Raw genomic sequence first — 15,934 nt, 5'->3', positions numbered from 1 at the left:
AGTCTTTCGAGCTCGATTCTTTATTTGCGAATGCGTCGTGCAACCGCCTGTGCCTTCAAAATCGCTTTTCCGGCTTTCGATTGCACAAGACGACGATACTTCTGATTCAACACATCATATTTACGTTTCAAGTCACTGAGCGCTTGCTCTTTCTTCTCGAACGTCTTCACGGTCCATTCAAACGTGTACAGAAGATCTCCATACTTTTGAACGAGTCGTCGATGCTTTTGACGTAATAGACGTTCATCATGTTTCAAATGACGAATCTCTTCTTCCTGCAGTTTGATTCGTTGTTTCAACAATCCGATTTCTTTTTCAAATTCGTTGCTCATGCTCTCACCTCACAAGTATGCGTCAAAGTAGAGACGCTTCAATTCTTCTGTTTGTCCTGATTCATATAAGTCGACGAATTGTTTTACAATCGGCGTCTCTAATTCCATCGGACGATACTGTTCGATGATTTCATAAAGCATACCGGCATTGTCGACAAACTCTTCCGGTTTGCTTCGGCGTAAGAAGACCAAATACCACATCGAGAAGAAGCGTTCGAATCGTGTGGAACGGTATTGATCGAGTACACCTTCCCGGGCGAATGCTTTTGCCCGTGCCGTTTCCCGAATGACACACTTCGTAAAGTACTTCTTCGTGATCGTGTTGACTGTCGAACCGGCGACAGCCGCGTAATAATCATGAATCGTCAAGTCGAGAAGAGCGACGCGTCCTGCGCTGAGGAACATCTCTTGGAAGAAGAGCGAGTCTTGCCCGACCGCACCGATGACCTGTTTCAAATCGTGCTTCTGGATGAAGTCTTTTTTGATGACCATCGTCTGGATACTCTGTACCTTGAAGTTGTGCTCGAGCAAGTACGCTCTCGGGTCTTCGATGACGCGAACACCATCTTTTTCAAGGCCGTCTAGCTCAATCATGGCCTCACGGTTCGCAAGCTTCAACATACTTCCGACTGCGAGGTCAAGCGCGTCATTCTCTTTCATGATACGGAATAGTTCCGCATAGCCGTCGTTGACCGCTTCATTGTCCGGGTCAAGGAAAGCGATGTACGGTGTCGTTGCCAATTCGACGCCTTTGTTTCGCGGGCGCGACGCACTGCCGCTGCCTCCGTCGTTGAATGAGTACGTGTAGACGTTCGGATACTTCCGCACGAGGCGTTCGATATAGCCGATCGTCTCTTGGTCCGTCGAACCGTCGTCGACGAGCCAAATCTCCATGTCTTCAAACATCGAGCTACGGCGAAGACTAGAGAAACATTTGTTGTAGAGATAACGACCGTTGTTATAAATCGGGACGATCATTGAAAGCGCATAGTCGCCCGGTTCGTTCGGGACGAGTACATCATCTGCCGCGAGCAGTTCGAAATGATCGATGGCATAGCCTTGTCCCTCGATACGCTGGTCGTCCCGAAGCGTCTCAAGCGACAGGTGGCTTGCCGCAAACATCGTTAACGCGACGTCATCGTATCCCTCTACGAATTCATGTACAACGTCCTGCCCTTTCGTCACGAAAGCGACGTCCGTGTATTTGAAGGCGTTGACCATATCCTCTACATAATAGTCGAGGTAGTGATAACGGTCGTCAAATACCGTCACGAAGTCGGCTGTGCGTAAATCGACTTCTTGTAAATCTGCTTCTGCGACAAAACGTTTATGCGGATAGGATTGGCGCTCGAACAGCTCACGTGTCGCCGTCACGTCGCCGCGACCGATGACGAGGACGTCACGACGGACTTCGTGGTGAATGCCGAGAACGAATAACATTTCGTTGAAACGATCATAGATCGTATGGTTCGAGAAGATGGTGCGGACACCAGATAGTTGATGCTCGAGACGCTCTTCGTCTGTATCGAACATTTCTAAAATCCCTTGTGCATCCAATGCGCTCGTCGCGATGAATACGTTCGGGAAGTCGTTGTTGACGGCCACGTTGTAGTTCGTCAAGACGAGTTGTCCCCGTGCCTGTGCCTCATAGATGGCTTGCGCACTCATCGTCGGACTGTTTTTCACTTCATTGACGTGAAGAATCCAGTTCGAGGTTTCTTTCAACGCCTCGATCTCCTCTTGGTCCCCATGGACGAGGACATCTTGAAGTGATTTCGGTGCGAACGACACCTTCGATTCATCCGCTTCGCGAATCACATAAAGAGACTTATTCGCATCACGAACACCTTGTGCGAGCGTCTCCAAGTCTTTTGCGAAACGTTGTACCGGGAAACGGTTCGTGACGACGACCGAATCCGACTGAACACGCGTCATCCCGATTGGATTGAAGCGAAGTGGGTCGATTCCCGGACGGATGACAAAAACGCGCTCATGTCCGGCTTCTTCGATATAATCCGTCACACGCTCCTCGTTTGCCGTAAAGATATAGTCACACTGAGCGGCGAGTGAGGAGAAACGATCGTAGTGATTCGTATCGAGAGTAGTTTCAAACACGACACGAACATCAATTTGTTTGGCTTTGCGAATCAAATTCTCCAACCAGTGACGGGAGTGCGAACGCGGTGAGCCCATGTGGTGGAATGCGGTCGTCTCATCTTCCACTAGCGCGGCCGAGATGAGAAGGAAATCAATCTTTTCGATTTCAGCCAGCTCTAAGAAGCCTGTCACATTCTCAAATAAATGGACATGACAAAGCCGCTCTAACTCTTTCGCTCGTTTGACCGGACCGACGAATGCCACTTGTACATCCGCCTTCTCATAAAAATTGCTCCCATTCGATGCGATACGAGTCACATCTTGTTTCGGGAGTCGCGCTCGAGCTGATTCGAGTTCCGTTTTTAAGGTAGCTTGCTGTTCTTCAAACAATTTATCGTCAAGACGCGGGCGTTGTGCCTGTCTCGACAATGAAGGAAGGTCCTCAAGGGTGATCAAGTCATCTCCGTTCAATGCTTCTCTCCGGTCGACCCGTTCTTTTTCTTCTTTCAACCACGCAATGTGCGCTTGCACATCGCGCAGTGTCGCTTTTACATCCATACGTCCGCTCCACCTTTTTTAAGTAATCAGTATTTCTTCATCTTATCGTATCTTAACAGAGTTATATGTCGGTCGCAATTTGATGACAAATGTACACGCCTGAGTTTCCTATAAAAAAGACGGACCCATTCCTGGATCCGTCCGAAAGCAACCAATGATTGTCTTATTCAGCTGCGTTGACGTCGACGATACGTCCTTCAACAGCAGGTGTGACTTCTTCGCCGAGGCTGATCAAGTGATCGCGGAAGTTTTCCCAGTCGATGAGACCGAGGTCATTGACGCGACCGTCTTTGAATGCCGTTTCAAACTCAACATAGTTGTCTCCACCTTGCGCTGTGAAGAAGTTCGTTGCGACTTTGTAGCTCGTCGCGTCTTCGACATCGACAAACTCTGTGCCGTTGTTGTACTGCAAGCTAACGATGCGCTCACCAGCCGGTTTTGAGCTGTCGAACAATACTTTGAATCCAGATACGTGGAGGAATCCACCGTTCTCGATTGGGTAAATGCCAACGCTACGCTCGAAAGCAGCTTTTAATTCGCTACCTTTCAAGTCCATGATGGCAAGCGTGTTTCCGAATGGAAGTGTCGTCAACACTTCACCTGTCGTGACAGGACCTGCATCGATTGATGCACGGATTCCACCACCGTTTTGAACAGCACCGATGACAGCAGAATCATACTCTTTCGCTTTCGTGAGCATACCGTCTGTAATCAAGTTACCGAGGGCTGTTTCATTTTTACGGACACTCGGTGCTGTTTCGTCACCTTTGTCACGTGGGTTATCGAGTGGAGCTGTGAGTGAGACACCGATTGGGTCTTGGCTGATTGTATCCACGACATCTTTGAATGGTGCGAGCAATTCTACCGCATATGGATCTGGTTGAAGTGCCTTCACATCAATCAAACTGCCCGCATGTTTGATGACTTTTCCATCCTTGTCGAACTCGACATCAACCGTTCCGAGGAAATTGCTGTATTGGTCCGCTTGAACGATGACCGTTGGCTCTGTTTTTCCTTCTGTGATGAGGACCGGAGCGCTCAAACGAGTATGCGTGTGGCCACCGACGATGATGTCGATTCCATCTACGTTTTCAGCAAGCAACAAATCGTTATCGAACGCTGGGTTATCGTTATACCCAAGGTGCGAGACTGCTACGATTTGATCGACGCCCATCTCTTTGAACGCGTCGACTGCTTTTTGTGCTTCTGCGATGTAGTTTTGGAATTCAATTGGGCCTGGGCTAGCGATGGATGCCGTCTCTTCTGTTGTCAAACCGAAGAATCCGACCTTCTCGCCATCCACTACTTTGATGACTCCTTCATAAAGACGACCGTTGTACGCTTTTTGCGAAACTTCGTCACGGTAGAGGCTCTTCATGTATTGGTCATTTGCATAGTTGACGTTCGAGCTGACGAACGGGAAGTTCGCATAGCGGACGAAATCAGCAAGTTCTTTATGTCCTTGCTCCGTACCGAGATCGAATTCGTGGTTACCCGGCACCATCAAATCGTATTTCATGTAGTTCATGAGTTTGAGGTCAGCTTGACCTTTGAACTCGTTGAAGTAAAGCGATCCTGAGAAGACGTCCCCTGCGTCGATCAAGAGGCTGTCTGGCTTCTCTGCACGGATTTGCTTGATGGCTGTCGCACGTTTCGGTGCGAGATCGAGCGCGGCGTGCGTGTCGTTCGTGTGCATGATCGAGAGCTTGTATCCTTCTACTGTATAAGGAACTTCAAGTGTGATCGTTTTACCACGGTTTGTATATGTAGCCGTCGCGACGAATTCGCCGACTTCACTCGTGTCGATTTTGCTCCAACGTACTGCTTTTTCATACGTCCCACTTGCGAATTTCACTTGTTGCTTCACGATGCCAAGTGCCGGTTTCCCTTGTTTGAACACGAGTGGCTCGCTCGGTGGTAAAATCGCAATCGGGTGATCGAGGACGCGGACGCGTTTCTCAATGTACTTCCCTTTGCCTTTGACGATTCCCTTAGCTGTTTGGAATGTACCTAATTTCTCCAAGTTGACGCTCGATTTATACCAATGGATCGGCGCGCCCTCATATGTAGCATCGAGCGCAGCATCCAAGTCCCCTGCGTACACATACGCTGATTTCGCTTTGACGACTGGTGCTTTTGACGCAGCTTCCGTGACAACAGCCGGTGCGAGCGATGCAGTCGATACGGCCGCTACAGCGAGTGCCGTGTACAACTTACGAGATGATTTCTTTGTCATGTCCAATTCCCCTTTCAGATTTGCGAAGAGGACACACAAGAGAAAGCGCTTACATCATTCGACTTTTTACTTACCACGATTACCCCAAAGTCGTCCGTTTTTCCCTTATATGTACAAATCGCTCTAGTTCTAACGTAACGGAAACGCGTCCAATAAACAATCACAAATTGAAGATTTTTAAGGTTTTTACAATTTCCACAAAAAACGATTCCCTCATTATGTAAAGGACGACATCACTTCGTGAGAGTGTCGTGACGTTTTGTCCTTTATACGTCACGACTTTCCTCACACGGCACATGAATGACATGCTTTCCCCCGTTTTCAATCCAATACGAGACGATGTACATCCCATCCCGCTCTTCGACCTTCGTATCGACGACACGCTTCCCGGTCCGGTCTAGTCGAATCAGAGTCAAAAAGCGAACTTCGCTACCATGTTCAATCGAAACGACTTGCTGGCGGGGAGTCCACTCCAAATCACGCATGGACACATGGCTCGGTTCAAGTGCCATATAAGCCTCTTCGTTTTTTAAAAGCTGAATGAATTGAATGGCTCGATTCGAGGCATCTTTAAATCGAACGTTGTGTTCTTCTGGTGTACCCGCTACCAGGTCCAAACCGGGCGCCAGATGGAAACGCTGGACAAAGAGATCCGCTTCCGGTGCGACAATCCGATCAAACACGACAAGCGTTCGCGCCTTATCGTACACGACATGCCGAGTATGTATGGCCCCTTTTCCAATCAGGCGGCTCACTCCGGTCGCCATCATCTGTTTCCGCGTCTCTTTCACCTCTAGGATTCCGCTCTCTCCGATTCGCTCGATCGACAAGTCGAGCTCTTCTCCGAGTCGATGTACCGTATTGTGCGCCGCGACACGTAGTGCTTGCGCACGCTCAGGTCCGTCCACATAGCCATACCGACCAGTTTCGACGATGAAATCCCGCCCCAATCCATATAGTTCGAGACTCAAATCGTCGGCATGTTTATGTGCACCCCTATGGTATCCCGCTGTCATCAGAATATAGGTGGCGTCACGAAACGGACGCTTTGCATGGTGCCAATATTCACGCATGACCGCATATTGAGAGCCTAGATTCGCCAGCAGTTCTTCTGGGCATTGTCCTTGTGTCCCTCCGCTCATGGCAAAGGCTAGTTCGGGAAACGTTTCAATCCGAGGAATTAAACGGCTTCCGCGAAGCTGTCCTCCCGTATCCCCCACGATCGGCAAGGTTTGGTTCGGTTTAATGAAATGCAAGAGGCGCTCTGGCATCCGGTCGATGCGTCCAATCCCTTCCGGCAACGTGAATCCATTTAAATCGGCCCAGTCTCTAAATCGACTTAGCGTATGGTACACGTAAACGTGATAGCCGGGCGAGTGCTCCAAGTGGGTCCCGTCCTCCGAAAGGCAAATGTCGAGTTGCTTATTCAACCGCGCACGCGCAATCCTTTTCCAATCCGCACTGCGATCAAACTCCGGAAAGCAGGAAGCAATCGCAAACAGTGCCATATCTTGAAAGAGCCCATGGTTATGGAGCGGACGATAAAAGGTAGGGGTCGCCAGTAATGTCGCATGTTCATATAACAGATGTAACAAGCGGCACGTCACATGGGCATCATGATGGATCGGTGCCTGGCGATACGCTTCAAAGAAACGGAGCATATGGAATACTCGAATCGCCGTCCCGTGCGCATGGTATGCTACACGCCCCCGCGGACCGCCATGCAGCGGATGATGGCTCTGCCAGCTATCGATGATTTGGTGTGCATAGTGCAAGTATCTTTCGTCTTGCGTCACCTCATAGGCATGGGTCAGTTGATTGACCGTCGTCAAATAGTGGAGTTGGAAAAGGAACGAGTTGTTGTTCACAGGTGGTAACATTTTGTTCCAATCGAACGTCCGAACATCACGGACGGCCAATGTATGCGGAAGCGATGGGATATACCATCTTCCGTTCAACGTCTCTTCCGCAAAATGAACCGCCTGTTCATCACGGATTTGTTCATAATGGTACGAAGCGAATGTGCGCTTTTGTTTCATATAGTCACGGACGAGCAGTCGCTCCATCTTGTCCGTCAATTTGATTTTCGAGAGGGGTTCGGTCATGAGGAGCATCACATCCGTCGCGCGGACGAGTGCTTCCCTTCCTTCTCTATGGACAATATAATATCGACCGTATGGACGGATGAGCCGTACCGTCTCGGTCGTCTCGAGCCGACTGTCTGGCACCATTCGTCTTCCCTTCCATTGATAGCACATCGTCCCTGCCGAGATGACGACGTCCCAACCATCGCTCGCTTTCCCCGAGAGCGAACCCCGAAGTTGAGCCACGATCTGTTTTGCATGTGAATGTTCCATTCGTTCCCTCACTTGTCAGTTGTTCTACTTGAAAATTCTACCTTAGCAAATGGTGGGATTCAACAACTACTCTCATCGTCCACGTAAAAAAGCCTGGCAGTCGCCAGGCTTCAATCATTTTGGAACGTCGAGAGTATGGGTCTCGCCGTTGGAAAGTGTATAGGTGAGTTCATACTGATTAGCTTGTTCCTTGACCGCCGTGTCGACAATCGAGGTGTTCGTCCGGTCGATCCGCATGAGTGTGATGTAACGCACGTCCGTACCGTATTCAATGGAGACGACTTGGTCGCGAAGCGTCCACTCCGCATCACGGACCGAGAGATGACTTGGTTGAACGGACATATATGACTCTTCGTCCGTCTCGAGCTGCATCAGTTGAATCGATCGACGCCGGCTGTCTCGGAACGTCACGTTCTGTGCCTCGGTCGTCCCTTTATATAGCTTCAGACCCTCTCCGAGGTGGAAGCGCTGGACGAACATGTCCGGCTTCGGTGAGGTGATGCGGTCGTAGACGACGAGCGTTTTCGCCTTGTCATAGACGAGGGTGCGACGATGCGTAGCCCCTTTCCCGATCAACGCGCTCTCTCCGATGGCGAGGCTTGTCTCTCCACGGTCTTCGGTCTTCACGATACGGCTCCGACCAATCATACCTTTGCTTAAATCCAAGTTTTCCCCGTATCGGTGGACGGTGTTATGGGCCTCGCCTTTAAAGACTTCCTTCCGTTCCGGTCGTGCCGAATAACCAAAGCGACCCGTCTCGATGATGAAGTCACGCGCCAGTCCATAGAAGTCGATGCTCAAGTCATCGGCATGCTTGTGGGCACTACTATGATACCCGGCTGTCATCATCACTTGTGTCGCACCCGAGAAAGCCTCAGGTGGACGCGACCAATATTCGCGCATGAAGCTGTATTGATCCCCGATTTGCTTCGTCAACAGGGTCGGTGCCACGCCCTCTGCCCCTCCGCTCACTGCGAAACTGAGCTCCGGATATTCGTTCGTCTTTGGAATGATGTTCATCCCTTGAAGGTGCCCCGTCGTGTCACCGAAAATCGGAAGCGTCCGATTCGGCTTCAACATGTAGGTGAGCTGATCCGGCATCTTCTCGATATAGCCCGAGCGTGAAGGCAGAACGAACTGGTTAGCCTCGGCCCATTCGATAAAGCGCGACAACGTATGATACACATACACGTGATATCGAGGTGAGTGTTCAAGGTGAACCCCTTCCGGCGAGATGCTATGGGCAATCTGCGCCTGGAGCCGCGTGCTGGCGGTCGATTGCCAAACCTTACTCCGGTCAAACTCAGGGAACGTCTGGGCGATGGCGGTGAGCGCCATGTCTTGGAAGATACCGTGGTTATGTTTCGGTTTGTAGAAGTCGGACGAGGCCAAGATCTCCCCATGCTCATACAATGTTTTCAACATGAGCTCGGTGAAGGCAGGGTCCCGATAGAGTGACGTCTCTTTATATACATCCCAGAAATTCAACAGATGGAACACACGAATCGCCGTTCCTTGGTCATTGTATCCCCACTTGAGTCGTTTGTAGTTATAGGCCGGGTGTGCCTTCGTCCAACTTTTGATTAGTCGTTCGCCATATTTCAGATAGGCGAGGTCACCCGTGTCATTGTACGCTTGCGTCAACTGATTGAGGACCGTCAAGTAGTGGAGCTGGAACGGGAACGAGTTGCTGTCCACGGCCGGGACGTCCTTATGCCAGTTGAACGTGTCGATGTTTGGGACCGACAGATTGTTCGGTTTCGTCGGGATATACCAGTTGCCGGCGAGCGCCCGATCGGCGAACTGTTTCGCCTGTTCTGTCGACAGTCGGTCATACTCATACGGGATATGGGACTCGGTCTGCCCCATGTATGTATGGACGAGCGGACGGTTCGTTTTCGATTGGATGCGTGCTTTCGTCAACGAACGGGCCGGAACGACCTCCGCCTGGCTTTTCTTGATATAGATCCGTTTGCCGCCGGACATGGCAAGGTAATACCAACCGGACGGGCGCACGATGCGGTATTCTTTCGTCGTGTTCGTCTTCTGTAGTGGGACCAGTTTCTTCCCCTTCATTTGGTGCAGCGTGGTCGAGGGAGCGACGCGCACGTTGAAGTCCGAGTTGGCCGAAGCCGTCGTCATCGGTGCGAACAGGAGCATCCCGCTCAACATCCCGATGGATAATCGTCTATACAAAGGTTTCATGATTTTCCTCACATTTCCGGTTTGATTTCACTCTGTAAATTATATCCATTAAACGAATGCTAAACAACTAAAACTTGGATATCATTTACCTCTTGATCAAATCATCACCTGACATCCTCCTATAATGGTTGTTATGCAGATTTCGCACCTCACGAACGTTGAAGTTTCGTCAGTCCAAATCAGACACAGCACGGAAATGCTGTATGGCACAACCCGTATCCCTTATCCATCGGAAGCATCGATTCTCTATAACAACCATTATGCTGTATCCACCTAGGAAACTTGAGACGCGCGCGGGAAAGCAGCCCACCATGCCAGATGCTAACGAACAGATCAAAGAGTGGGAGCCGATGATCTTTTACGTCATCCGACAGCTCCATCTCCATCCGAACGAAGTCGACGATGCCGCCCAAACGGCACGAATCGCCCTATGGCGTGCCCTTCAAGACGGCAAGACGTTAGGAAAAACGTACTGTTTCATCCGTATCCGCGGGGCCATCCTGAACGAACGGGCCAAACAGGCGAAGACGCTCCAACACGAGGTCGCGAGCGAACGACTCCCCGAACAAGTCGACCAGCGCGAAGTGCCCCTCTCGCTTTGGCTAGACGACAAGCGATCCACTTTACCAAATCGCCATTTCACCTTACTCTGCCATATGCTTCACGGGACCGAGGCATCGCTCGGGTACTCGCCGAGTCGACTACGCGCCTATAAGGCCGAACTGCAACGGATGCTCCGTGAGGACAACGAGTAAGAGGAGACAGGAAGATGACCTTACACATGAAAGACGCCGTCGCCCAGCACATCCACTATTTACGCATGACCGGAAAATCGGACAACACGGTCAGCCAGGCGACCTATAAGTTTGCCCGATTCGAAGCCATCATGGGAGAAGGCAGAACGCTCGACGAATTAAAAACGAGGCAAGACGTCATGCCGTATATCGACACGCTCCGTTCGGAAGGCTGTCAACCGGTGACCATCAACAACTACTTGAGCGCTCTTCGCGGCTTATACGATTGGGCCATCGCCGAGCATCTCGTCACCCATAACCCCTTTCATCAGTTACGGGTGAAAGTGACCGAGCGCCATTCAGCGGAGATCCCCTCCCCTAGACAATTGTCCGCTGTCATCGATGCTATCGACGTCCCGTTGTATCGTACGTTTTTAACCGTTCAGCTCCATACGGGTATGCGGATCAACGAGGTCCGGCTGTTAAAACTCGATGCGATCGATTTGCAGGAGCGGTTACTCTATGTCCGAGAATCAAAGAACGGAAAGCCCCGGAGAATCCCGTTGAATGACAAGATTCACTCCGTCCTCTCCACCTATCTCGATGAGGAGAGACGTCCCGTCGACTCGCCCTATGTGTTCCCATCTGCACGAGGCGCCTTGATTTGTAAGACGACCATCAATCGTCACCTGACGACGGCTGCCACAGAAGTGCTCGGCTATCCTGTCACGTCTCATACGCTTCGCCATGCGTTTACGACGCACCTTTATGACAAAGGGGTCATGGAGACGACGTTATCTGAATTACTTGGCCACTCCGAGCCGAAGACGACACGTCGGTACATCCGCGTCCGCGAGAATCATCTTCGCGATGCGGTGGAACGGTTGACGTTGGATTAAAGACCATACGAAGAAGACCGACCTGTGAATTAGATCGGTCTTCTTTGTATAGGAAATCGGTTTCTGCTTGAACGGGACCAGACCACCTCCGATCGACGCGGAATCGTTCTTATCTGTTTACGATATACACTTTCAGTAAGTACACGATGATTCCGATCAATGCTGCAATAGCCAAATACACAATCGGCACCAATAATCCTGGCGCGGTCAGAGAGATCCCGTAAATGACGAGTGCCGTCACAAAAAAAGTAATAAAAACAAACTAACGTGCTTCATTCACATCTTCCCCTTTGGCGTATGACATACAAGTCATTCGATTCACCTCACTTTATCATATTTTTCCAAATGAGGACTCGACATGCATCCGTCGTAATCCTTCATTAATTGTCGGGACAAAATCAAATTGAACCTACCTCCATTTAAAATAAAGATGATATAGAAAATTAAGGGAATAAACGCACCTCATGGTATACTTTGAAAAAGAAGTAAATCCAAATTTATTGAGGTGTATGCATGAAACGAATATTACTCGTCCTCGTCTTAGTAGGGGCTTGGGGCATGACCCCGACAGACTCCGTCCAGGCTGCGACGAACCCTTTCGATATCCGCTCCATCCCAAATGCGACCGTCTATGAAATGAAGAACGGTCGATTGACGAAAGTGGCAGCGTATTCGACAACAAAACGCTACACAGCCGTCAGTACGTCCGGCTGGTACTACATCGCACTGAGTCATACGAAAAAGATCTACATAAAGAAAAGTCAGGCCAAGCTCTTACTCGGTGACCCACTCACCCCTTCGAATTTGAAGTCGAGTGGAACGGCACGACTCGCGCATGAGTATATGAAACAGATGCCACTTCACGCGCCATATGAATATGAAAAATTGACACCTGCGCGCGCCGTCGACTACGCCAACCGTGCGATTCGTGGGGATTGGTCGATCCCGTCCAAACCATATCAATTGTCCGTCCCGAACGTCGATACGTTTAACTGGCACAGGGACATCCCGAGCTCGTCGAGCAATTCCTATCCGTTCCAAATTCATTATTTGACGGTGCTCAATCAATTGACCCAGGCGTATAACGAGACCGGCAATACCGCTTATTTGAAGTACGGGGTACGGGTCGTTAAAAGTTGGACGAAAGCCCATCCGATTGCGAACTACAAACAGTACCGTTGGCCATATAACGACCACGGCACGTCGATTCGGACGTTCCATCTCTTGAATTTTTGGGATGCCTATAAATCTTCTTCACTCTATAAAGATACGGCGTTCACCGGTCTGATGTTGCGGACGCTCCACGACCATGGCACGTTACTCGCGACGTCCAGCTTCTATAAAAATGATCACAATCATGGGATCTTCCAAGACATGGCGCTCACCGCCATCGCGCAGACGTTCCCACAGTTCGACCGGAGCAGAACGTGGAAGACGCTCGCAGATAGCCGCCTCGATAAACAGATCCGGCACAGCATCACGTCGGACGCCGTCCACCTCGAGCATTCACCCGGCTATCAGTCCTATATGTATCACGTGCTCGACCGCTTCCTCATCTGGGCAGAAGCGAACCGTTTCTCACTCCCTTCGAGCATGACACGGGTCGAACAGATGCCGAAGCAACTGACGTATATGATCAAACCGAACGGGACACTCCCGACCTTTGGAGACACGTCCGGTGTCAGACGGAACACCTCGATCATTCCGCATATCGAGGATTTCCCCGAGCTCGTCTTCGCCCTCACCCAAGGGAAGGAAGGGACACGTCCACCGGTCACGGCGAAATGGATCAGCAACCAATACAGCTTCATGCGCGAATACTGGGCATCTCCACCTCGCGCGTTCAATCAGGCGACCCAGGTGATGATGACAGCAGGTTATCATAGCAGTGCCCACAAACATGCCGATGACTTGAGCATCGATCTGTACGGCCTCGGCCGCGACTTCATCATCGAGACGGGGCGCTACGGCTATACGAATCGCCCCGAACGTCAGCGCGTCTTCGGTGTCGATGCCCACAATACCGTCCACCGTGACGGGGCGAATCTCGACCTCCGCTCCACGATGCGTGGGAAGAGCAACATCAAGACCGTACAAAATCTCGGTTCGACCCTTCTTACGATTGGGGAGAGCCAGCTCATCGGGAACGGAGCGACGCATCGACGGACGCTCGTCTACGACAGAGAACAGACACTCATCGTCTACGACCGGATCAGTTCACCCGCAACCACGAAGTTCGTGCAGCGGTTCCATCTCGCCGAAGGTCTGAATCTCCTTCAGAGTTCGATGGCGACCCAGAACGTCGTCTACGGTGATACGAACGGGCGAACGATTCAGCTCATGCAGCTAAACCTTAAAAATTCATCGATGCGCAACAGCACGAGTTTCGTCGCCGTCGAGGATTACGAATGGAAGCCGCGTCCACAAGTCATCTCGTATAATACCGGGAAAGACGTGCGCTACCTCACGCTCATACGACTCGACCAGTCGAAGACGACGATTCGGTCGGCCAGTGTGAAAGTGTCCGGTTCGAGCTACATCGTGACTTATACGCTCTCGAATAAAGAGACGAGACAAATTCGCGTGCCGATTTAACGAGAACTATATTTTACAGTTTCAACACAAGTGTCTGAATCAAATAGACACACCGTCAACAGCGTGATAGATTGTTTGACGAAAAGAAAAATAGGAATATATAGAGGAGATTACATCAGTTGCAGAAGCTCAGTTTTTTAGATGCCCTTCGCGGTTATGCCATCCTCGGGGTCGTGTTGACGCACTCGACACGGTCCCTTCAACAATTGCCCGATTGGTTATACCATATCGGGATACAAGGGTCGCGCGGCGTCCAACTCTTTTTTATCGTCAGCGCCTTCACGTTGTTCTATTCATTGGAGCGCTATACGGTATCGCGCCAGATTCCGCTTCAGGACTTCTACACGAAGCGCTTCTTCCGGATCGCACCGATGTTCTACGCCGCACTGCTCTTCTACTTGAGTTTTGATCTAATCAATCAATTCATCGGGGTTTCGACGGCTTATCCAGACGTGACACTTTCCCTCTTGGTCTCGACGTTGACGTTCACGAACGTCCTGCATCCCGAGTGGTTATTCAGTCTCGTGCCGGGCGGTTGGTCAATCTCGAACGAATTTTTATTTTATGCATGTGTGCCGTTCCTGTTCAAATGGATCAAGACAGCGCGTCAAGGGATTGTGTGGACAACATCGACGCTCGTACTCAGCATCGTCCTGCACCTCCTGACCGAACAGAGTCCGCCATTCATGGACGTGAAGAGTTTCGCCTTTTATTGGTTCCCGAACCAGCTGCCGATCTTCTTGATGGGGGTCACGTTGTATCTCGTGTGGCGCGACCAATCGTGGTCCGTGCGAACGCACTATGCGATGACGTTCGGCTCAATTGCGTTACTAATCATACTCGGAATTACTCCGTATGATGTCTATAGCGCGTTTCCGAAACATGCGCTGTTCGGTCTCGCCTTTTGTCTATTGGCTCTCGGCTTATCCGGTATTCGGGGACGTATCCTCAATCATCCGGTGATGCAGTACATCGGGCATATCAGCTTCAGCCTGTACCTCGTCCACTTTTTCGTCCTCGATTGGGTCAATCATCTCTTCAACGAGACGTGGACCCAGCAATATAGCGTGACGACGTTATGGATGTTGACGTTCCTCGTGACGCTCGTCGTCTCTGGCGTGATTGCATCCGTCACGTATCAGGTTATCGAGCGACCAGGGATTCAGCTTGGACGTTCAATCATAAAGAAACGCCTTTCTCAGAAACAGAAGAACCAAGTCGCATGACAAAAGGAGCTCCAAAAAGAGCTCCTTTTGTCATATATGTTTTAAAATGATTCCTGTAATTCCACAGTAAAGACACCTTCATCATTTTGTATGACAAACATTCACATCATTCTTCAAGCAACTGACTTTTAACTCCAATGGTAAGTAGTGAGGTGCCAAGCGCAACAATGGATAGAAAGTCAGTGTTCACCTGACTAAAACGTTCTTCTATCAAAGATGAATCCACGATGAGGAGCATAAACAAAAGTATCCCAACAAGAGACCAAAAAATAGTGGTGAAACGACTGATCCATTTTTTATGGGATAAGTAGGTCGCCAGTAAATCTCCAATCACAATCATGATGGACAATATGGAGACAATAAAAATAATTTTAGAATCAATTACACCGTTGTCAGAGTTCACGTTGTTTGATGGTAGACCCCACCACCCCATTAAGAAGGTACCAAATGACACAATCAAAACAATCATTCCAACAATTGTTATGATATTTAATTTTCTATAAAAAACAAACAACTCCAACACTAAATAGATTACTAGAATCAACATACTGTAAGAAACGATAATTCCAAGTTTTATAGGAAACGCTGAAATCCAAAATAAGAAACCCCCGATTACCGCCAGAGCAATGAATCTATTTAATTCACTTTTAAAAAACTTAATCTTAATCTACCTCTTTCTGAATTTTCGATACACT

At 49.9% G+C, this 15,934-nt stretch carries 10 protein-coding genes; 4 read left to right on the top strand and 6 right to left on the bottom strand.

All coding sequences use genetic code 11. The features are described 5' to 3' along the window. Positions 1–20: 20 nt before the first annotated feature. The 5 genes from KOG47_RS02490 to KOG47_RS02470 all read right to left on the bottom strand — a co-directional run bounded on the left by KOG47_RS02490 (position 21) and on the right by KOG47_RS02470 (position 9,785). Entirely contained in the window at positions 21–332 is a 312-nt protein-coding gene (locus tag KOG47_RS02490) for a hypothetical protein (RefSeq protein ID WP_074036034.1), read from the bottom strand. A gap of 9 nt (positions 333–341) precedes the next feature. Beyond that, positions 342–2,987: a glycosyltransferase gene (locus KOG47_RS02485; protein WP_215243701.1), complete on the bottom strand. Its 2,646-nt coding sequence runs from the start codon at positions 2,985–2,987 to the stop codon at positions 342–344. A 163-nt stretch (positions 2,988–3,150) separates the two neighbouring features. Beyond that, positions 3,151–5,223, bottom strand: a complete 2,073-nt coding sequence (locus tag KOG47_RS02480; RefSeq protein WP_214690549.1) for a bifunctional metallophosphatase/5'-nucleotidase — start codon at positions 5,221–5,223, stop codon at positions 3,151–3,153. 266 nt (positions 5,224–5,489) lie between these two features. Further along, positions 5,490–7,580: an alginate lyase family protein gene (locus tag KOG47_RS02475; RefSeq protein WP_215243700.1), complete on the bottom strand. Its 2,091-nt coding sequence runs from the start codon at positions 7,578–7,580 to the stop codon at positions 5,490–5,492. A gap of 114 nt (positions 7,581–7,694) precedes the next feature. Beyond that, positions 7,695–9,785 carry a heparinase II/III family protein gene (locus tag KOG47_RS02470; protein ID WP_215243699.1) on the bottom strand — a complete coding sequence of 697 codons (2,091 nt, stop codon included), beginning with the start codon at positions 9,783–9,785 and terminating at the stop codon, positions 7,695–7,697. 311 nt (positions 9,786–10,096) lie between these two features. Here KOG47_RS02470 and KOG47_RS02465 point away from each other — a divergent pair, with 311 nt between their 5' ends. The 4 genes from KOG47_RS02465 (at position 10,097) to KOG47_RS02450 (ending at position 15,239) form a co-directional block, all read left to right on the top strand. Next, positions 10,097–10,540 carry a sigma factor gene (locus KOG47_RS02465; protein WP_159562825.1) on the top strand — a complete coding sequence of 148 codons (444 nt, stop codon included), beginning with the start codon at positions 10,097–10,099 and terminating at the stop codon, positions 10,538–10,540. Positions 10,541–10,554: 14 nt separating this feature from the next. After that, a complete protein-coding gene (locus KOG47_RS02460; protein ID WP_196431120.1) occupies positions 10,555–11,418 on the top strand; it encodes a tyrosine-type recombinase/integrase in 864 nt (287 codons plus the stop codon). Positions 11,419–11,931: 513 nt separating this feature from the next. Beyond that, complete coding sequence (locus tag KOG47_RS02455; RefSeq protein ID WP_215243698.1) at positions 11,932–14,013, top strand: alginate lyase family protein; 2,082 nt, start codon at positions 11,932–11,934, stop codon at positions 14,011–14,013. A gap of 119 nt (positions 14,014–14,132) precedes the next feature. Next, positions 14,133–15,239, top strand: a complete 1,107-nt coding sequence (locus KOG47_RS02450) for an acyltransferase family protein (protein WP_215243697.1) — start codon at positions 14,133–14,135, stop codon at positions 15,237–15,239. A 106-nt stretch (positions 15,240–15,345) separates the two neighbouring features. Here KOG47_RS02450 and KOG47_RS02445 read toward each other — a convergent pair whose 3' ends face one another. After that, a complete protein-coding gene (locus tag KOG47_RS02445) occupies positions 15,346–15,762 on the bottom strand; it encodes a M48 family metalloprotease (RefSeq protein WP_215243696.1) in 417 nt (138 codons plus the stop codon). Between the last annotated feature and the right edge of the window lie 172 nt (positions 15,763–15,934).

The sequence above is a fragment of the Exiguobacterium sp. s121 genome, assembly GCF_018617245.1.
Taxonomy (GTDB): Bacteria; Bacillota; Bacilli; order Exiguobacteriales; family Exiguobacteriaceae; genus Exiguobacterium; species Exiguobacterium profundum.
This window is presented reverse-complemented; position numbering and strand designations above follow the sequence as displayed.